Annotated in this window: 13 protein-coding genes; 3 read left to right on the forward strand and 10 right to left on the reverse strand. The window is 58.0% G+C overall.

Translation table 11 applies throughout. The features are described 5' to 3' along the window. Positions 1-7: 7 nt before the first annotated feature. From EH31_RS06945 to EH31_RS18060, 3 genes are read right to left on the reverse strand one after another with little or no spacing between them, the layout of a single operon-like run. Positions 8-835 carry a hypothetical protein gene (locus tag EH31_RS06945; RefSeq protein WP_034959358.1) on the reverse strand — a complete coding sequence of 276 codons (828 nt, stop codon included), beginning with the start codon at positions 833-835 and terminating at the stop codon, positions 8-10. Next, on the reverse strand, positions 832-1,953 hold the full coding sequence (locus EH31_RS06950) for an NAD(P) transhydrogenase subunit alpha (RefSeq protein WP_034959359.1): 1,122 nt from the start codon (positions 1,951-1,953) through the stop codon (positions 832-834). Before EH31_RS06950 ends, EH31_RS06945 begins: the two co-directional genes overlap by 4 nt. Before the next feature lie 12 nt (positions 1,954-1,965). After that, complete coding sequence (locus EH31_RS18060; protein WP_277813507.1) at positions 1,966-2,088, reverse strand: hypothetical protein; 123 nt, start codon at positions 2,086-2,088, stop codon at positions 1,966-1,968. 395 nt (positions 2,089-2,483) lie between these two features. Between EH31_RS18060 and EH31_RS06955 the strand changes: the two genes are divergently transcribed. Together EH31_RS06955 and EH31_RS06960 are read left to right on the forward strand one after the other, a co-directional pair. Further along, the gene (locus EH31_RS06955) at positions 2,484-3,878 is read left to right on the forward strand and encodes a sigma-54-dependent transcriptional regulator (protein ID WP_034959497.1); all 1,395 of its coding nucleotides are present in this window, start codon (positions 2,484-2,486) and stop codon (positions 3,876-3,878) included. A gap of 43 nt (positions 3,879-3,921) precedes the next feature. Then, positions 3,922-4,692: an SDR family NAD(P)-dependent oxidoreductase gene (locus tag EH31_RS06960; RefSeq protein ID WP_034959360.1), complete on the forward strand. Its 771-nt coding sequence runs from the start codon at positions 3,922-3,924 to the stop codon at positions 4,690-4,692. 18 nt (positions 4,693-4,710) lie between these two features. Here the strand turns inward: EH31_RS06960 and folP are convergent, their stop codons facing one another. From folP to EH31_RS06995, 7 genes are all read right to left on the reverse strand, one after another. After that, positions 4,711-5,850, reverse strand: coding sequence for a dihydropteroate synthase (gene folP / locus EH31_RS06965; RefSeq protein ID WP_034959361.1), 1,140 nt, complete (start codon positions 5,848-5,850; stop codon positions 4,711-4,713). Between the two features lie 243 nt (positions 5,851-6,093). Continuing rightward, entirely contained in the window at positions 6,094-6,888 is a 795-nt protein-coding gene (locus EH31_RS06970) for an outer membrane protein (RefSeq protein ID WP_034959362.1), read from the reverse strand. Positions 6,889-7,051: 163 nt separating this feature from the next. Then, the gene (locus EH31_RS06975; RefSeq protein WP_034959364.1) at positions 7,052-8,206 is read right to left on the reverse strand and encodes a site-specific DNA-methyltransferase; all 1,155 of its coding nucleotides are present in this window, start codon (positions 8,204-8,206) and stop codon (positions 7,052-7,054) included. Positions 8,207-8,469: 263 nt separating this feature from the next. After that, the gene (gene rimK / locus EH31_RS06980; protein ID WP_034959365.1) at positions 8,470-9,375 is read right to left on the reverse strand and encodes a 30S ribosomal protein S6--L-glutamate ligase; all 906 of its coding nucleotides are present in this window, start codon (positions 9,373-9,375) and stop codon (positions 8,470-8,472) included. Next, on the reverse strand, positions 9,375-9,824 hold the full coding sequence (locus EH31_RS06985; protein ID WP_034959366.1) for an ATP-dependent zinc protease family protein: 450 nt from the start codon (positions 9,822-9,824) through the stop codon (positions 9,375-9,377). The genes rimK and EH31_RS06985 overlap by 1 nt, the downstream gene beginning before the upstream one ends. After that, positions 9,821-10,747 (reverse strand): calcium/sodium antiporter, encoded by a 927-nt coding sequence (locus EH31_RS06990; RefSeq protein ID WP_034959368.1) that lies wholly within the window; start codon positions 10,745-10,747, stop codon positions 9,821-9,823. Before EH31_RS06990 ends, EH31_RS06985 begins: the two co-directional genes overlap by 4 nt. Before the next feature lie 184 nt (positions 10,748-10,931). Then, entirely contained in the window at positions 10,932-11,525 is a 594-nt protein-coding gene (locus EH31_RS06995) for a ribonuclease HII (RefSeq protein WP_241765854.1), read from the reverse strand. A gap of 42 nt (positions 11,526-11,567) precedes the next feature. Here EH31_RS06995 and EH31_RS07000 point away from each other — a divergent pair, with 42 nt between their 5' ends. After that, complete coding sequence (locus EH31_RS07000; RefSeq protein WP_034959371.1) at positions 11,568-12,722, forward strand: PQQ-dependent sugar dehydrogenase; 1,155 nt, start codon at positions 11,568-11,570, stop codon at positions 12,720-12,722. The last annotated feature ends 33 nt before the right edge of the window (positions 12,723-12,755 follow it).

The following is a 12,755-nucleotide window of genomic DNA, read 5'->3' on the forward strand; positions in this document are numbered from 1 at the left end:
AACGCCGTTATCTTATGGTCACCCTAGTGGAGACGGCGAAAGGCTGCTCATCAAATGGATCGTCGATCCGCACTCGGATCGCGTCGTCCTCAAAGCCTAAAACGGTAAACGAGGCACCTAAGCCCGATATTTCCACGGTGCTGGGCAGGTCATCGCCTTTCGTCGAGTATTGTCGTGTAAGTTCGCTTGATGCGTCATCACCACCGAATTCGACGCTAAAGAAACGAGAAGACGCAAGACCAAGGAAACCGCGGCCCTCGAACTTGACCGCGACGTAGTAGGCGCGCTTCAAGTCTCTCGGATCAATCGTCTCAAAGGAACCTCCGCTGATTTGACGAAGCTTTTTGCGGTGCTTGCCCGACAATTGAGGGAAAAAGCCGTTGCCCAACTTCTTTTTAAAGGATCCGTCGAACACTCCATCGCCATCGACGTCTTTGAAACACTTCGCCTGCAATACAGCGCCAACAAACAGTGCTCCAACGGGATTGATTTCGGGCTTTTCATTGAGGCAATACACTCTCCCTGACCCTGCCAGAACACCGTAAAGCTCGTCACCGGCTTGGGCGACAGTGTCCCCGTCATCATCGGTAATCGCTTCGGTCAACTTTGCAGCGGAAGGCGGAAGCAACCTCTGCTGCATCACGAGGCCATCCGATTTGATGGTCCTCTCGGTTCCGTCAACGCTTGGATTATTCTGCTCTTCAAGAAGATCGATTTCGGAGACAACCCACTCCGTCCGTATGCCGCGCTCATGCAGATCCTGAGCGACGGCGATTGCAGGGGATATAACCCCCGAGAAAAACACCAGAATAAGGAGTACCCACTTGAAGCTCACCCCTTGAGCCTCTCGTTCACGACTTCCCCGCCCTTGGTAAGACGAATGGCATCGCCGATCTCTTCGTCGAGTTCGGGCTTGCCCGCTTCGGCATCCCAAAATGCGGAGAGGAAGTTGTAGTGGTTGCGCGCGAACAAGGCTGAGGCATCTGCCGCGAGGTGTGCAGGCGTGTTGGCATAGCCGATGATTTTAACACCGTGCTTTTCAACGATTTCGTCAGGCTTGGAGCCTTCGACATTACCGCCTTGTGCAACTGCCAGGTCATAGATCACACTGCCGGGCTTCATCGAAGCAATCTGTTCGTCAGTGATGAGCACAGGCGCAGCGCGGCCGGGGATGAGCGCGGTGGTGATGACGATGTCCTGTTTCGCGATGTGCTCGGACACAAGCTTGGCCTGCGCTGCCTTATACTCATCGCTCATCTCTGTCGCATAACCGCCAGAGCCTTCGCCCTCAATGCCTTCGACCTCGGTCACGAAAATGGCTTTTGCACCAAGGCTTTCGATCTGCTCTTTGGTCGCTGAACGCACATCGGTTGCCGAAACCTGAGCGCCCAAACGCCGCGCGGTCGCAATCGCCTGAAGCCCTGCAACGCCCACGCCCATGATAAAACAGCGCGCGGCCTGAACCGTGCCAGCCGCCGTCATCATCATCGGAAATGCGCGGCCATAGGTATCGGCAGCCGCCAGAACCGCTTTATATCCGGCAAGGTTCGATTGCGACGAGAGAACGTCCATCGACTGCGCGCGGGTGATACGCGGCATAAATTCCATCGAAAGCGCTTCGAAGCCCGCTTTTGCATAAGCCTCAATTACATCGCCGTTCTGAAACGGATCAAATAATGCGGCGACCCATGCCCCCGCATTGGCGCCTTTAAGCTTCGCAACCTCGGGCGCCTGCACACCCAGCACGATATCTGCGCCTTTGATGGTGGCAGCAGCGGTGCCAACGCTCGCCCCTGCCTCCTCGTAGGCTTCATCAGGGATTGAGGCGGCAAGGCCTGCACCTTTCTCCACCGAAAATTCGTTACCTAAAGCAATGAATTTCTTCACCGTCTCAGGCGTTGCAGCCACCCGCATTTCGCCAGCAGCGCGCTCTTTCAGAACAGCAATTTTCATGCAAGCAGCGCCTTACGGCGCGATGAGTGCGATGACGATGAAAGCGATGATCGCGATAAGCGGCACAGTCCATTTAAGGGTGCCCATAAAGCTATCATAAGTGGAGCGTGCATTGTCCATATCATTGGCTGACATTGTCGTTAGTCCCTTCAGCTTTCTTTCTCTCAGGTCGGCTCCGGCGCTCCCTTTATTGCGAACCACCGGCACCTGTAATTTGTTTCTTCCCTGAACCCCGTATCGAAGGGATCGCAGATGCTCAACCCATCAACGACGATTGCGGTTCCAAGAAGCGTGCAGATTGCAGGACGTGGGTAACATCGCAACAGCCTTAATTCTGTCTTTACCCCGCTCCGTTATGGCCTTGGCTACGCCTAACCCCGGGGCGAGTGCTGGGGATTGAAGGAACTGGGGCCGAATTTATGGCGCAAAGCGACGAACACGCTGAGGTTTTGCCCGAATTCGCTGGCAGCGAAGGGCTCGAGATCGAGCCCTGTGCGAAAGACGAATCGGAAGCCGATACACGTATCGTCATGCTCATCGACGATGAGCCTGCGCAAGGCCGCCTGATTTCTGCGATTGCGGCGCGCGATGGATGGCGCACCGTGGTGGCAAGCGACGCTGAAACCGCGATTGCCATGCTTGGCACGCGCGAGGGTATGCAATTGTCCGCGATTCTGCTCGACCAGTGGGTGCCTGGCGACGATACCTGTTCGCTGATCGCCGAGCTTAAAGAACGCCGTCCTGCCCTGCCGATCCTGATGCTCACCACCAGCGCGTCTCCGCTGCTTGCGGTAGAGGCCATGCGCGCAGGGGCCAGCGATTATCTTGTTAAACCCGTTTCGCCTGACCGGTTGATGGATGCCCTTCGTGCGGTCACCACCCGCGAAGCGCCGCGCGATGAGCTTGCGCCGCTAACCGAGAAGATGTCGGCAACCCTCGATTTTGATGCCATGATCGGCACAGCGCCACCTTTTCGCACCGCTCTTGCCCAGGCAGCAAAGGCAGCGCGCGGGCACAACCATTCGCTGATCGAAGGCGAAAGCGGGACCGGCAAAGAGATGCTGATGCGCGCCATGCACGCAGCTTCTCCGCGTTCGAAAGAGGCCTTACGCATCGTCAATATCGCCAGCGTTCCGCCAAACTCGGTCGAATCTGTCCTTTTTGGGCACGAACCCAACGCCTTCCCGGGAGCCTTTGACCGCCAGATCGGCGCGCTTCAGCATTGCGACGGGGGCACTCTTGTCCTCGACGAGGTCGACCGGCTCAGCGTGGCAGTCCAAGAACGCCTCAGCGATGCGCTTGAGACAGGCATTGTCAGGCCGATGGGCGCAACCCATGGTTTCCGTATCGACGTTCGCCTCCTTTCCGCCAGCAATATGAGCCTCGCGCGCCTTGTTGAAGGCGGCCTGTTTGACGCGGGCCTTGCCCAAAAGCTTGGCGCAACCCGTGTCCAGCTTCCACCTTTGCGAGAGCGTACGGGCGATATATCCGCGCTCACCCGCCACTTCCTCACCCGTATTGGAGAGCAGCCGGGCCTCACCCACCTCTCCATCGCTGACAGCGCGCTAGCCCTTCTTGCCGCTTACGATTGGCCGGGCAATGTGCGCCAACTGCAATCCGTGCTCTTCCGCGCTGCGGTGTATTGCGAAGGCGATACGCTGACCGCTGAAAGCTTCCCGCAACTCTCCGAGATGATCGGCGAACTCGACAGCACCACGCGTTCTGCCCAGCACGAAGGCGTTGGCGTCATGCTCTACACCGAGGATGGCAATCTGCGTCCTCTCGAGGAGATCGAAGCCGATGTGATCCGCCTTGCAATCGGGCATTACCGTGGCCGGATGACAGAGGTTGCAAGACGCCTCGGCATTGGTCGATCAACGCTCTACCGCAAGCTTTCCGACCTCGGCATCGACAACGCAGCGTAACGGGCTGCTTGATCTGTCGGCTGCGCGCCCGTAGCGGTGGCACATGACAATTCTCAAAGACTTTAGCGGGCGCACTGCCCTCGTCACTGGCGCGGCTTCCGGCATTGGCGCTGCTTGTGCAAAGCTCCTTTCGGAGCGCGGCGCGGCCAAGCTCTTCCTTGTTGACGTTGACGCCGAGGGTCTCGCCGCTCTCGACCTTGAATGCGAGGTTGAAGCGGTCATTGGCAGCGTTGCCGATGAAGCCTTGTGGGAGGACCTTACCCCCAAGCTTTCGGGCCTTGACCATGCGGTTGTGAACGCTGGTGTTGGCGGGTTTGGTACTATTGATGAACTCTCCTTCGATGAATGGCGCCGCGTTATGGCGATCAACCTTGATGGCGCTTTCCTTACTTTGCGAGCCGCTTTGCGAGGCATCAAAGCCAATGGCAAAGAAACAGGCGGCAGCGTTGTTATCACCGGCTCCTCCACCGGGGTGAAGCCTGTTCCCGGCATCGGTCCTTATGGCCCAGCCAAAGCCGCCGTTGCCCATATGGCGCGCATTGCCGCGATGGAGAACGCACCCGCCAATATCCGCGTCAACGCGATTGCGCCGGGCGGCGTTGACACCGCCATTTGGGAGGGCGGCGAGGACTTCAAGCGATCCGTCGAAGCCATTGGCCGCGAGGAAACGCTCAAACGCATGTCCAAAACGACACCCAATCGCCGCTTTGCCACGTCCGAGGAAATGGCCGGAACCATCCTCTACATGCTCAGCGATGCAGGCTCCAACATCACCGGGCACGTCCTGGTCAGCGATGGCGGGTTCACGCTGTAAGGGGCCAACAGGCCGCGTTTAAAGAGGCAGCCCGCTAAAGTCCGTCAGCGCCGCATCGCGAAGTCCGCGCCACACATTGCGCGCCTGAACCGTCTCGGCCACATCGTGCACACGCAGCATATGCGCACCGGCATTCATCGCCGCCGTTGCCAAGGCAATCGAGCCACCAAGCCGTTCGTGCGCAGGCTCTTCATTGCTTAGCGCGCCAATCATCCGCTTGCGGCTTAGCCCGACCAGAAGCGGGCTTCCCAAAGCGTGGAACAGCGGCAGCGCATTGATAAGCGCCAGATTGTCGCTGAGCGATTTGCCAAATCCGATGCCCGGATCAATCATGATGCGATCCTCATCGATACCGTTTGCGATCGCCTTTGCCCGCTGGTGGTAAAGCGTGTCGAACACATCGCTCACCACATCACCGTATGCACCCCCGCGTAACGCTTCCATGGAGTGCAAATCCTCACCCGTACCGGGCGCATGCATCAACACCACAGGGCACTTCGCGCTCGCCACAAGGTCGAGCATTCGCGGGTCATAACGCAGCGCGGAGACATCGTTTGCCATATGCGCGCCTTTGGCAAGAGCCGCCTCAAGCACCCCTGCTCGCCTTGTATCCACGCTGATCGCAGCGCCCATGCTCGCGCAATATTCGATGGCCGGGACAACCCGCTCAATCTCGTCGCCTTCAAAGGTGGGCGTGCTGCCGGGCCGTGTGCTTTCCCCGCCAATGTCGATGATCGCGGCCCCTGCCTCGACCATGGCAGCGGTATGCGCGCGCCCTGCGTCGGGTTTTTCAAGCCATTCGCCGCCATCGCTAAAGCTGTCTGGCGTGACATTCAGAACCCCCATCACCTGCGGCTGATCAAGGCGGATGGTGCGTTCGCCCAATGTCAGCGGCGCGTGGGTCTTTTGCAGATTTGCCCACTGCTGCTCCGCCTCGCGCGTCAAAGTGCCGCCGGGTTCTGCCAAAGCCTCTCCTGCATCGCTCACCCCAAAGATACGGCGGTGAATAACCTTTCCTTCGTCGCGCACGATCAGGGCAAAACGGCTCGCATAGACCATCGTGCCGCCAAGCCGGATCGCGCCGGGGCCGTTGCCGGTGGATTCGGTTTGCGGACCAAGCGCAAGGCCGACCGGACGAAGATAGATGCTCGATGTCATAGGCTGCTGTAATCTCTCAATTATCGCCAAGTTTTGACACACTTGACACACTGTTCAGGGCCAAAAAACCTGTGCGCTCCAAATCCCTCTCTAAAACGCAGGGGTGATGGGGTCATTTCGTACATAGCTGCACCTGTTTAGCAAGCCAGCGCGATGTAGGACACTCGCTAACGAAGATGGCACAAACGAAAAAGGGCCGCGCATCGCTGCACGGCCCCTTCCCATTGCAATGTGGGTCAGCTGTTAGCCGCCAAAGCGCACCCGCACCCCTGCGGTGACGAGCGATTGCTGGGCTTCGACATCAAGGGTTGCAGGGAGAAGTGTCAGTGGAATGTCCACGTCTTCGGTGGTATCGCGGAACGTGTACTGCCCGAAGACCTCGACATTATCGGTCACAGCGTAGCTTGCGCCAGCCATCAATTGATAGGCAAACACGCCGTCACTGTCTTCGCCCACGGGAACGCCTGATGGCTGATAGTCAACATCGACCCACTGATACCCAAGACCGCCGCCAATGTATGGCTTGATCCCGGTGCCGGTGTTGATGTCGTAATAGACATTACCAAACAGGCCGAAGGTCGACACATCGCCTTGACCATCAGAAAGGATATCGCCCACGGTCGGGTTTGCGGCACTTGCCGGACCGCGTGTGAGAACGGCTGAATCCACGCCATCAATGATCGCGCCGCCAACCGACAGATCCTCGTGATCGTCAACGCTGTAATCTGAATACGCCGCTTCGACTTCGAGACGGAAACCGTTTTCAAACGCGTAGCCCGCCTGACCGCTGATGGTGTAGCCGGTGTTGAAATCGGTTTCCCAACCAATCGGCGTGTCTGCCGGGATCGAGCCGAAATCGTCGGTTTCAGGAATGGCGGTGGTGATCGTGCCAGTATTCTCGCTGTCTTGAGGCAAGGCGATGCCGCCGCTTACCCCGATGTAGGGCCCAGATTTCGTGGTGTCCTGAGCGCTTGCCGGAACAGCAATCATTGCTGCCAAAACAGCCGGGGCTAGAATAAATATCGATTGGTATTTCATGAGTTACCTCTTGCATTGAACCAACGCACGTTTGTTAGGGGGATGTGCGAAGGCCACCCATTTACAAAGAGTTTACATGAATGGCCGCCAACGGTTCGACGACCCGTGCAATGCGAGCGCCAATCAGTCTCAGTTTTCGACAAACTGCCTTTTTAGGGCGATATCAGTCTTCGTTGGCCAGCCGGTACAGCTCGCGCGCAGCATCAACCGGCTTCATCTCGTCGCCGTCCTGATAATACCAGAAGGTCCAGCCATTACAGCTTGGCGCGCCTTGCAGGTCCTTGCCAACACCGTGGATGGAGCCTTGAAGCTTACCCTTGGGTGTTTCACATTCAAGCGAACCATCGGCGCGCACGGTTGCAAACCAGCGGCGCTTCTTGTCGAAGATCTGGCTGCCCGGTTTGATCAGCCCGCTTTCCACCACAGCGCCAAAGGCGACGCGCGGGGCGGCCCTTTTGGATTGCATGGTGGTGAGCGCGCTTTCATCCAGCGGAAGCTCTTTTGCGATCCGTTTGTAGGCAGCATCGCGGTATACGTCTTCGCGCTCGCACCCGATCCAATCGCGGCCCAAACGCTTTGCAACCGCGCCCGTTGTGCCAGTGCCAAAGAACGGGTCGAGCACCACATCGCCGCGCTCTGTCGTTGCCAGAAGCACGCGGTAGAGCAGGCTTTCAGGCTTCTGCGTCGGGTGCACTTTGGTGCCGTTTTCCTTCAACCGCTCATTGCCCGAACAAATCGGCAGCACCCAGTCAGAGCGCATTTGCAGCTCATCATTCAGCGTCTTCATCGCGCGGTAATTGAACTGATAGCGCGCCTTTTCACCCTGGCTCGCCCAGATCAAAGTCTCATGGGCATTGGTAAAACGCGTGCCTTTGAAATTGGGCATGGGGTTGGTTTTGCGCCACACGATATCGTTCAGGATCCAGAAGCCAATGTCCTGAAGGATTGCGCCCACGCGGTAGATATTGTGGTAGCTGCCAATTACCCACAACGCGCCATCAGGCTTAAGAACACGTCTCGCTTCGATCAGCCAAGCCTTTGTGAATTCGTCATAAGCTTTGAAGCTGTCGAATTGATCCCAGTGATCGGTGACCGCGTCCACTTCTGACCCGTCGGGGCGATTGAGGTCGCCGCCGAGCTGAAGGTTGTAGGGCGGGTCTGCGAACACGCAATCGACGCTATTGTCGGGGAGCGAACGCAGCGCTTCGATGCAGTCCCCGTCGAGGATCTGGCCCAGCGGAAGGAGCGCGCGCACATCCTGCGGGGTCACTTTCGCTGCCCGCTCGGTCCGCTGCTTTGTTGTTTCGATCACGCCCATAATTCTGCCCCAGAGGTCACTATTCGCCAAACTTATCCACAGGGGATGAGTCCTCGCGTGTCTCGCGTCAAGCGCTTAGTTTCTGGGCTCTTATGGTTAATGCTTAGTAAACGCCGCTAAGTTGCGCACGGAACAAAACGGGGCCCCACACGATCTTGAGTCCCCGCGCAAAAGCGGGACTCCATATCTTGGGGGTGTGGCGTTGAGGACTCGCTTCAGCCAACAATTGGGTCGGCTTACAATTTGGCCAGCCCTAAATCCAGTTAGCCGCTGCCTTTGGTCTTCGTCTTGCCGGCCCTGGCGTTCTGGACCACAAAATCGATGATCGTGCCCGCCACGTCTTTGCCGCTTGCCTTTTCGATGCCTTCGAGGCCGGGCGAGGAGTTCACCTCCATAATCACCGGCCCGTGGTTGGACCGCAGCATATCGACCCCGCAAACATTCAGCCCCATATGCTTGGCCGCGCGCACGGCGGTGGAGCGTTCCTCTGGCGTGATCTTCACGAGCTGCGCGCTGCCGCCGCGGTGCAGATTGCTGCGAAAATCATCAGCAGCGCCCGTGCGCTTCATCGCCGCGACCACCTTTCCACCAACTACAAGAGCACGAATATCCGTGCCCCCTGCCTCAGCGATAAACTCTTGCACGAGGATGTTGACGTTGGCCCCGCGAAAGGCCTCGATCACGGATTTGGCGCTCGACATGGTTTCAGCGAGAACCACGCCGATCCCTTGCGTTCCCTCAAGCAGCTTGATGACCACCGGCGGTCCTTTGACCGCTTTGATGATTTCTTCGGCCGCCTTGGGATCATTGGCATAGGCGGTGAGCGGCAAGCCCAGGCCATATTTGGCCAGGATCTGCATCGAGCGAAGTTTATCACGGCTGCGGCCAATCGCGACGCTTTCGTTCAAAGGCCACACGCCCTGCATCTCAAATTGACGCAGCACCGCAAGGCCATAGTTGGTGATCGAGGCGCCGATGCGCGGGATCACCGCATCGTAGCCATCAATCTTGTCGCCGTTGTAGGTGAGCGTTGGACGGTGGCTGGCAATATTTACATTGCAGCGCGTGGTATTGAGAATATCAAGCTCATGCCCGCGCTGCTCAGCAGCCTCCTTCAGACGCTGATGCGAGTAAAGGTTCGCGTTGCGAGCTAGCATGGCAATTTTCATTATTTGATCCCTTTTGCGGTGGTGCCTTTTGGCGTTGTGAGCCATGAGTGGCCGCTGTCGACTACAAACCTGCGACGAAGCGCGGTTCGGCCGATCAACATTGGAAACTTCATGTCAGATCGATCAGCAAGACTTATTTCAGCTTTGAATTCGTGATTGCCGATTTTGAGCGGCGTCTTGATGACATAGCGTTTTTGGGTTTCGCCATTGGAGCTGGTGATGCCCCTTACATCGACATGGATGGCAATGCCTTCATGCCGCTCTCCTTCCCAATCTACAGCAAAGCGCAGATATTTGCCATCCTCGCGCTCAAATTCTTCAAGCACCTCAGCGTGAAGCGAGGTGGTCCGCGCGCCCGTGTCGATCTTTGCAGGAATTCTAGAAAGACCAAGAGCCGGCAGTCCGACCAACTCGCGCCAGCCCACGATTTCTGGAACAGGTTTTTTCATGACGCAAACACCAATACAACATTGGCAACGAAAGCGGCGAGCAATAATCCGCCAAGCGTGCGCCCGATGCTTTTTGCCAGCCACAACAGCGCCAGCAATGCAGCCGTGCTTGCGGTAAGGAGCGCCATTTGCAGGCCTCCCAAATCAGCAGGAAGGGCAGTAGGCGCGATGCTCATCGTTGCCCCTCCGATGAGCAGGATATTGTAGATATTGGAGCCCACCACATTGCCCAGCGCCAGCGCCGATTTTCCGCGCAAGGCCGCCGCGACAGAGGCAGCGAGTTCGGGCAAGCTTGTGCCAACGGCAACCACGGTGAGGCCGATGACCGTTTCTGGCACTTCGAAAATCGTCGCAAGCTCAATCGCGCCGGTCACCAATGCGTCTCCGCCCAGGACCAGAATGCCCAGCCCTACGGCGAACAAAGTGCCTGCGATAACGCCGTTTTGCGGGCCTTCCTCGTCCTCTTCATCCTCAAGGGCTTGCCCCGGATTACGGTAACGCCAAACGATATAGGCGATGATGCCAAACAACAGTGCAAAGCCAATCCAGCGCGCGCCATAGCCGGACAGTACAAGCCCCCACAAAAGCACGGTCACAGCCAATGCAACCACCGCATCGCGGCGTCCAACACCCGTCAGGATAATCGGTGCCACCAGCGCCGAAAGGCCTAGGATCAGGAGGGTGTTTGCAAGGTTGGAACCAATGATATTGCCCCATGCAATCTCGGGAGAGCCGGCAAGGCTTGCCTGAACGCTGGCGACCATTTCGGGCATGGATGTCGCAAAGCCGACGATCACCAGCCCTGTAAACAGGGTCGAAACGCCCAGTTTTTGGGCAATACCAACGGCGCCGCGCACCAAAAGCTCGCCGCCAATTCCAAGGCCCACAAGGCCCGCCAGACTCAATAGGATCGCGTTTAACATCGACGCCCTTTAGCCGGGCATAGGGCAGACCGCTAGAGTGGTTCTCTTGCCCACCCACACCGGCCTATCCACTGAAACACCGTCATCCTGAACTCGTTTCGGGATAACCCTGTCGGCGGCGCGCAAGGGCGCTTGTTATCCTGAAACAAGTTCAGGATGACGAGTTGAGTGGTTTTGGAGCCATTTAAAGCAACCTTGCCTGCGCAACGGGGGCAAATGTCTGGCGGTGGAGCGGGGTTGGACCATGTTCTTGCAAAGCATCCATATGCTCTTTCGTGCCATAGCCCTTGTTGCGGTCCCATCCATATTGAGGATGCGCCTTTGCCGCCTCGATCATAATTCGGTCGCGCCATTCCTTGGCGATGATCGATGCGGCGCTGATCGAAGGCTCAATCGCGTCACCGCCCACAATCGCGCGCGCGGGCCATCGCCACTCAGCGCACCGGCGCTCTGGCGTTTGATTGCCGTCGATCAGGACGATCTGCGGTTCACCCTCCAATTGGGCCGTCAAATCGCGCACGCACCGGGTCATGGCTTCCATCGTGGCCTGGAAAATGTTGATCTGGTCAATCTCATCGGCTTCCACCACCGCGACCGCCCATTGGCACCCCTCGCGCAGCTCTTTATCAAGCACGGCGCGCCGCTTGGCCGATAATTTCTTGGAATCTGTGACGCCCGCCGGTATCGCGTCCCCCATAACAACGGCGGCGGCCACCACCGGCCCTGCCAATGGTCCCCGCCCCGCCTCATCGATCCCTATGACGATAGGCCCTACCACAATAAGTTGGCACCAATTTTGAGTTCAGGAGTTGCCTTGCACATGAACACTCTTTCAAAGCTAATCATCGCATCCTCTCTCCCCTCGCTCGCGCTCGCAAGCTGTGCGGCTGCACAAACCGGGGAAAGTTCAGGCACAGGTTCAGGGACAGAAGGCCTGACCATCACGCAGATGGGCGAATTTGAAAAGCCATGGGCTATCGAATTTGCGCCGGGCACGGATATGCTGTTCGTGACCGAGAAAGAGGGCGTGCTGAAGGTGATGGACACCGCCAGCGGCACCTCTGCCACTGTTGCAGGTGCACCCGAGGTAGCCTTTGGCGGACAGGGCGGCTTTGGCGATATCGCGTTCTTGCCAAGCGAAGCGGGCGCAAATGTCGATGGCCGCACGATTTATTTGAGCTGGGCTGAAATGGGCGAGGATGGCGACACGCGCGGCGCGGTCGTCGGCAAAGCCACGCTTGCTTGCCCGGCGATGGACAATTGCGCTCTTGAAGGGCTTGAAGTCATTTGGCGTCAAGCGCCCAAGGTCGAAGGCCGCGGCCACTATTCGCACCGCATCACTTTCTCCCCCGATGAAAGCCACATGTACATCGCCAGCGGCGACCGGCAAAAGATGACGCCTGCACAAGACAAGACCAACACGCTTGGCTCTATTGTACGGCTCAACCTTGATGGGACGCCTGCCGAGGGCAATCCGTTTGCAGCAGAAGGCGGCGTGACAGCTGAAATCTGGTCATACGGCCACCGCAATGTGCTGGGCATGGACTGGGATGCACAAGGCCGGTTGTGGGACATCGAGCATGGCCCTGCTGGCGGGGATGAGCTGAACCTGGTTGAAGCGGGCGCCAATTATGGCTGGCCCACGCGTTCATATGGCGAGCATTACAACGGCGACCCGATCACCGATCACTCGGACGACGACGGCTTTAACAAGCCTGCCATCTGGTGGACCCCGGTTATCGCGCCGGGCGATATGCAGTTCTACACCGGCGATATGTTTGCCGATTGGCAGGGAGATGCGCTGATCGCTGGCCTTTCCAGCCAAGCCATCGTTCGGGTTGAGATCGACGGCGAAAACGCGGTCGAAGCGGCGCGCTATCCGATCGAAGGCCGCGTTCGCTCGCTCGATATCGCTTCTGATGGCAGCATTTGGGTCGCCACCGACGAAGGTAAAGTGCTGCGCTTGTCAATGTAAGCTTGGCAAATCAGCACCAAGGTCTTAGCGCCC

Origin of the sequence: Erythrobacter longus, assembly GCF_000715015.1 — a bacterium.
GTDB classification, from domain to species: domain Bacteria; phylum Pseudomonadota; class Alphaproteobacteria; order Sphingomonadales; family Sphingomonadaceae; genus Erythrobacter; species Erythrobacter longus.

Coding starts and splice junctions, on each gene's coding strand:
- EH31_RS06950 (WP_034959359.1), bottom strand. CDS start 1,953: ATGAAAATTGCTGTTCTGAAAGAGCGCGCTGCTGGCGAAATGCGGGTG.
- EH31_RS06955 (WP_034959497.1), top strand. CDS start 2,484: ATGCTCATCGACGATGAGCCTGCGCAAGGCCGCCTGATTTCTGCGATT.
- EH31_RS06985 (WP_034959366.1), bottom strand. CDS start 9,824: ATGAAAAAACCTGTTCCAGAAATCGTGGGCTGGCGCGAGTTGGTCGGA.
- EH31_RS07000 (WP_034959371.1), top strand. CDS start 11,568: ATGAACACTCTTTCAAAGCTAATCATCGCATCCTCTCTCCCCTCGCTC.
- folP (WP_034959361.1), bottom strand. CDS start 5,850: ATGACATCGAGCATCTATCTTCGTCCGGTCGGCCTTGCGCTTGGTCCG.
- EH31_RS06960 (WP_034959360.1), top strand. CDS start 3,922: ATGACAATTCTCAAAGACTTTAGCGGGCGCACTGCCCTCGTCACTGGC.
- EH31_RS06975 (WP_034959364.1), bottom strand. CDS start 8,206: ATGGGCGTGATCGAAACAACAAAGCAGCGGACCGAGCGGGCAGCGAAA.
- EH31_RS06970 (WP_034959362.1), bottom strand. CDS start 6,888: ATGAAATACCAATCGATATTTATTCTAGCCCCGGCTGTTTTGGCAGCA.
- EH31_RS06990 (WP_034959368.1), bottom strand. CDS start 10,747: ATGTTAAACGCGATCCTATTGAGTCTGGCGGGCCTTGTGGGCCTTGGA.
- rimK (WP_034959365.1), bottom strand. CDS start 9,375: ATGAAAATTGCCATGCTAGCTCGCAACGCGAACCTTTACTCGCATCAG.
- EH31_RS18060 (WP_277813507.1), bottom strand. CDS start 2,088: ATGTCAGCCAATGATATGGACAATGCACGCTCCACTTATGATAGCTTT.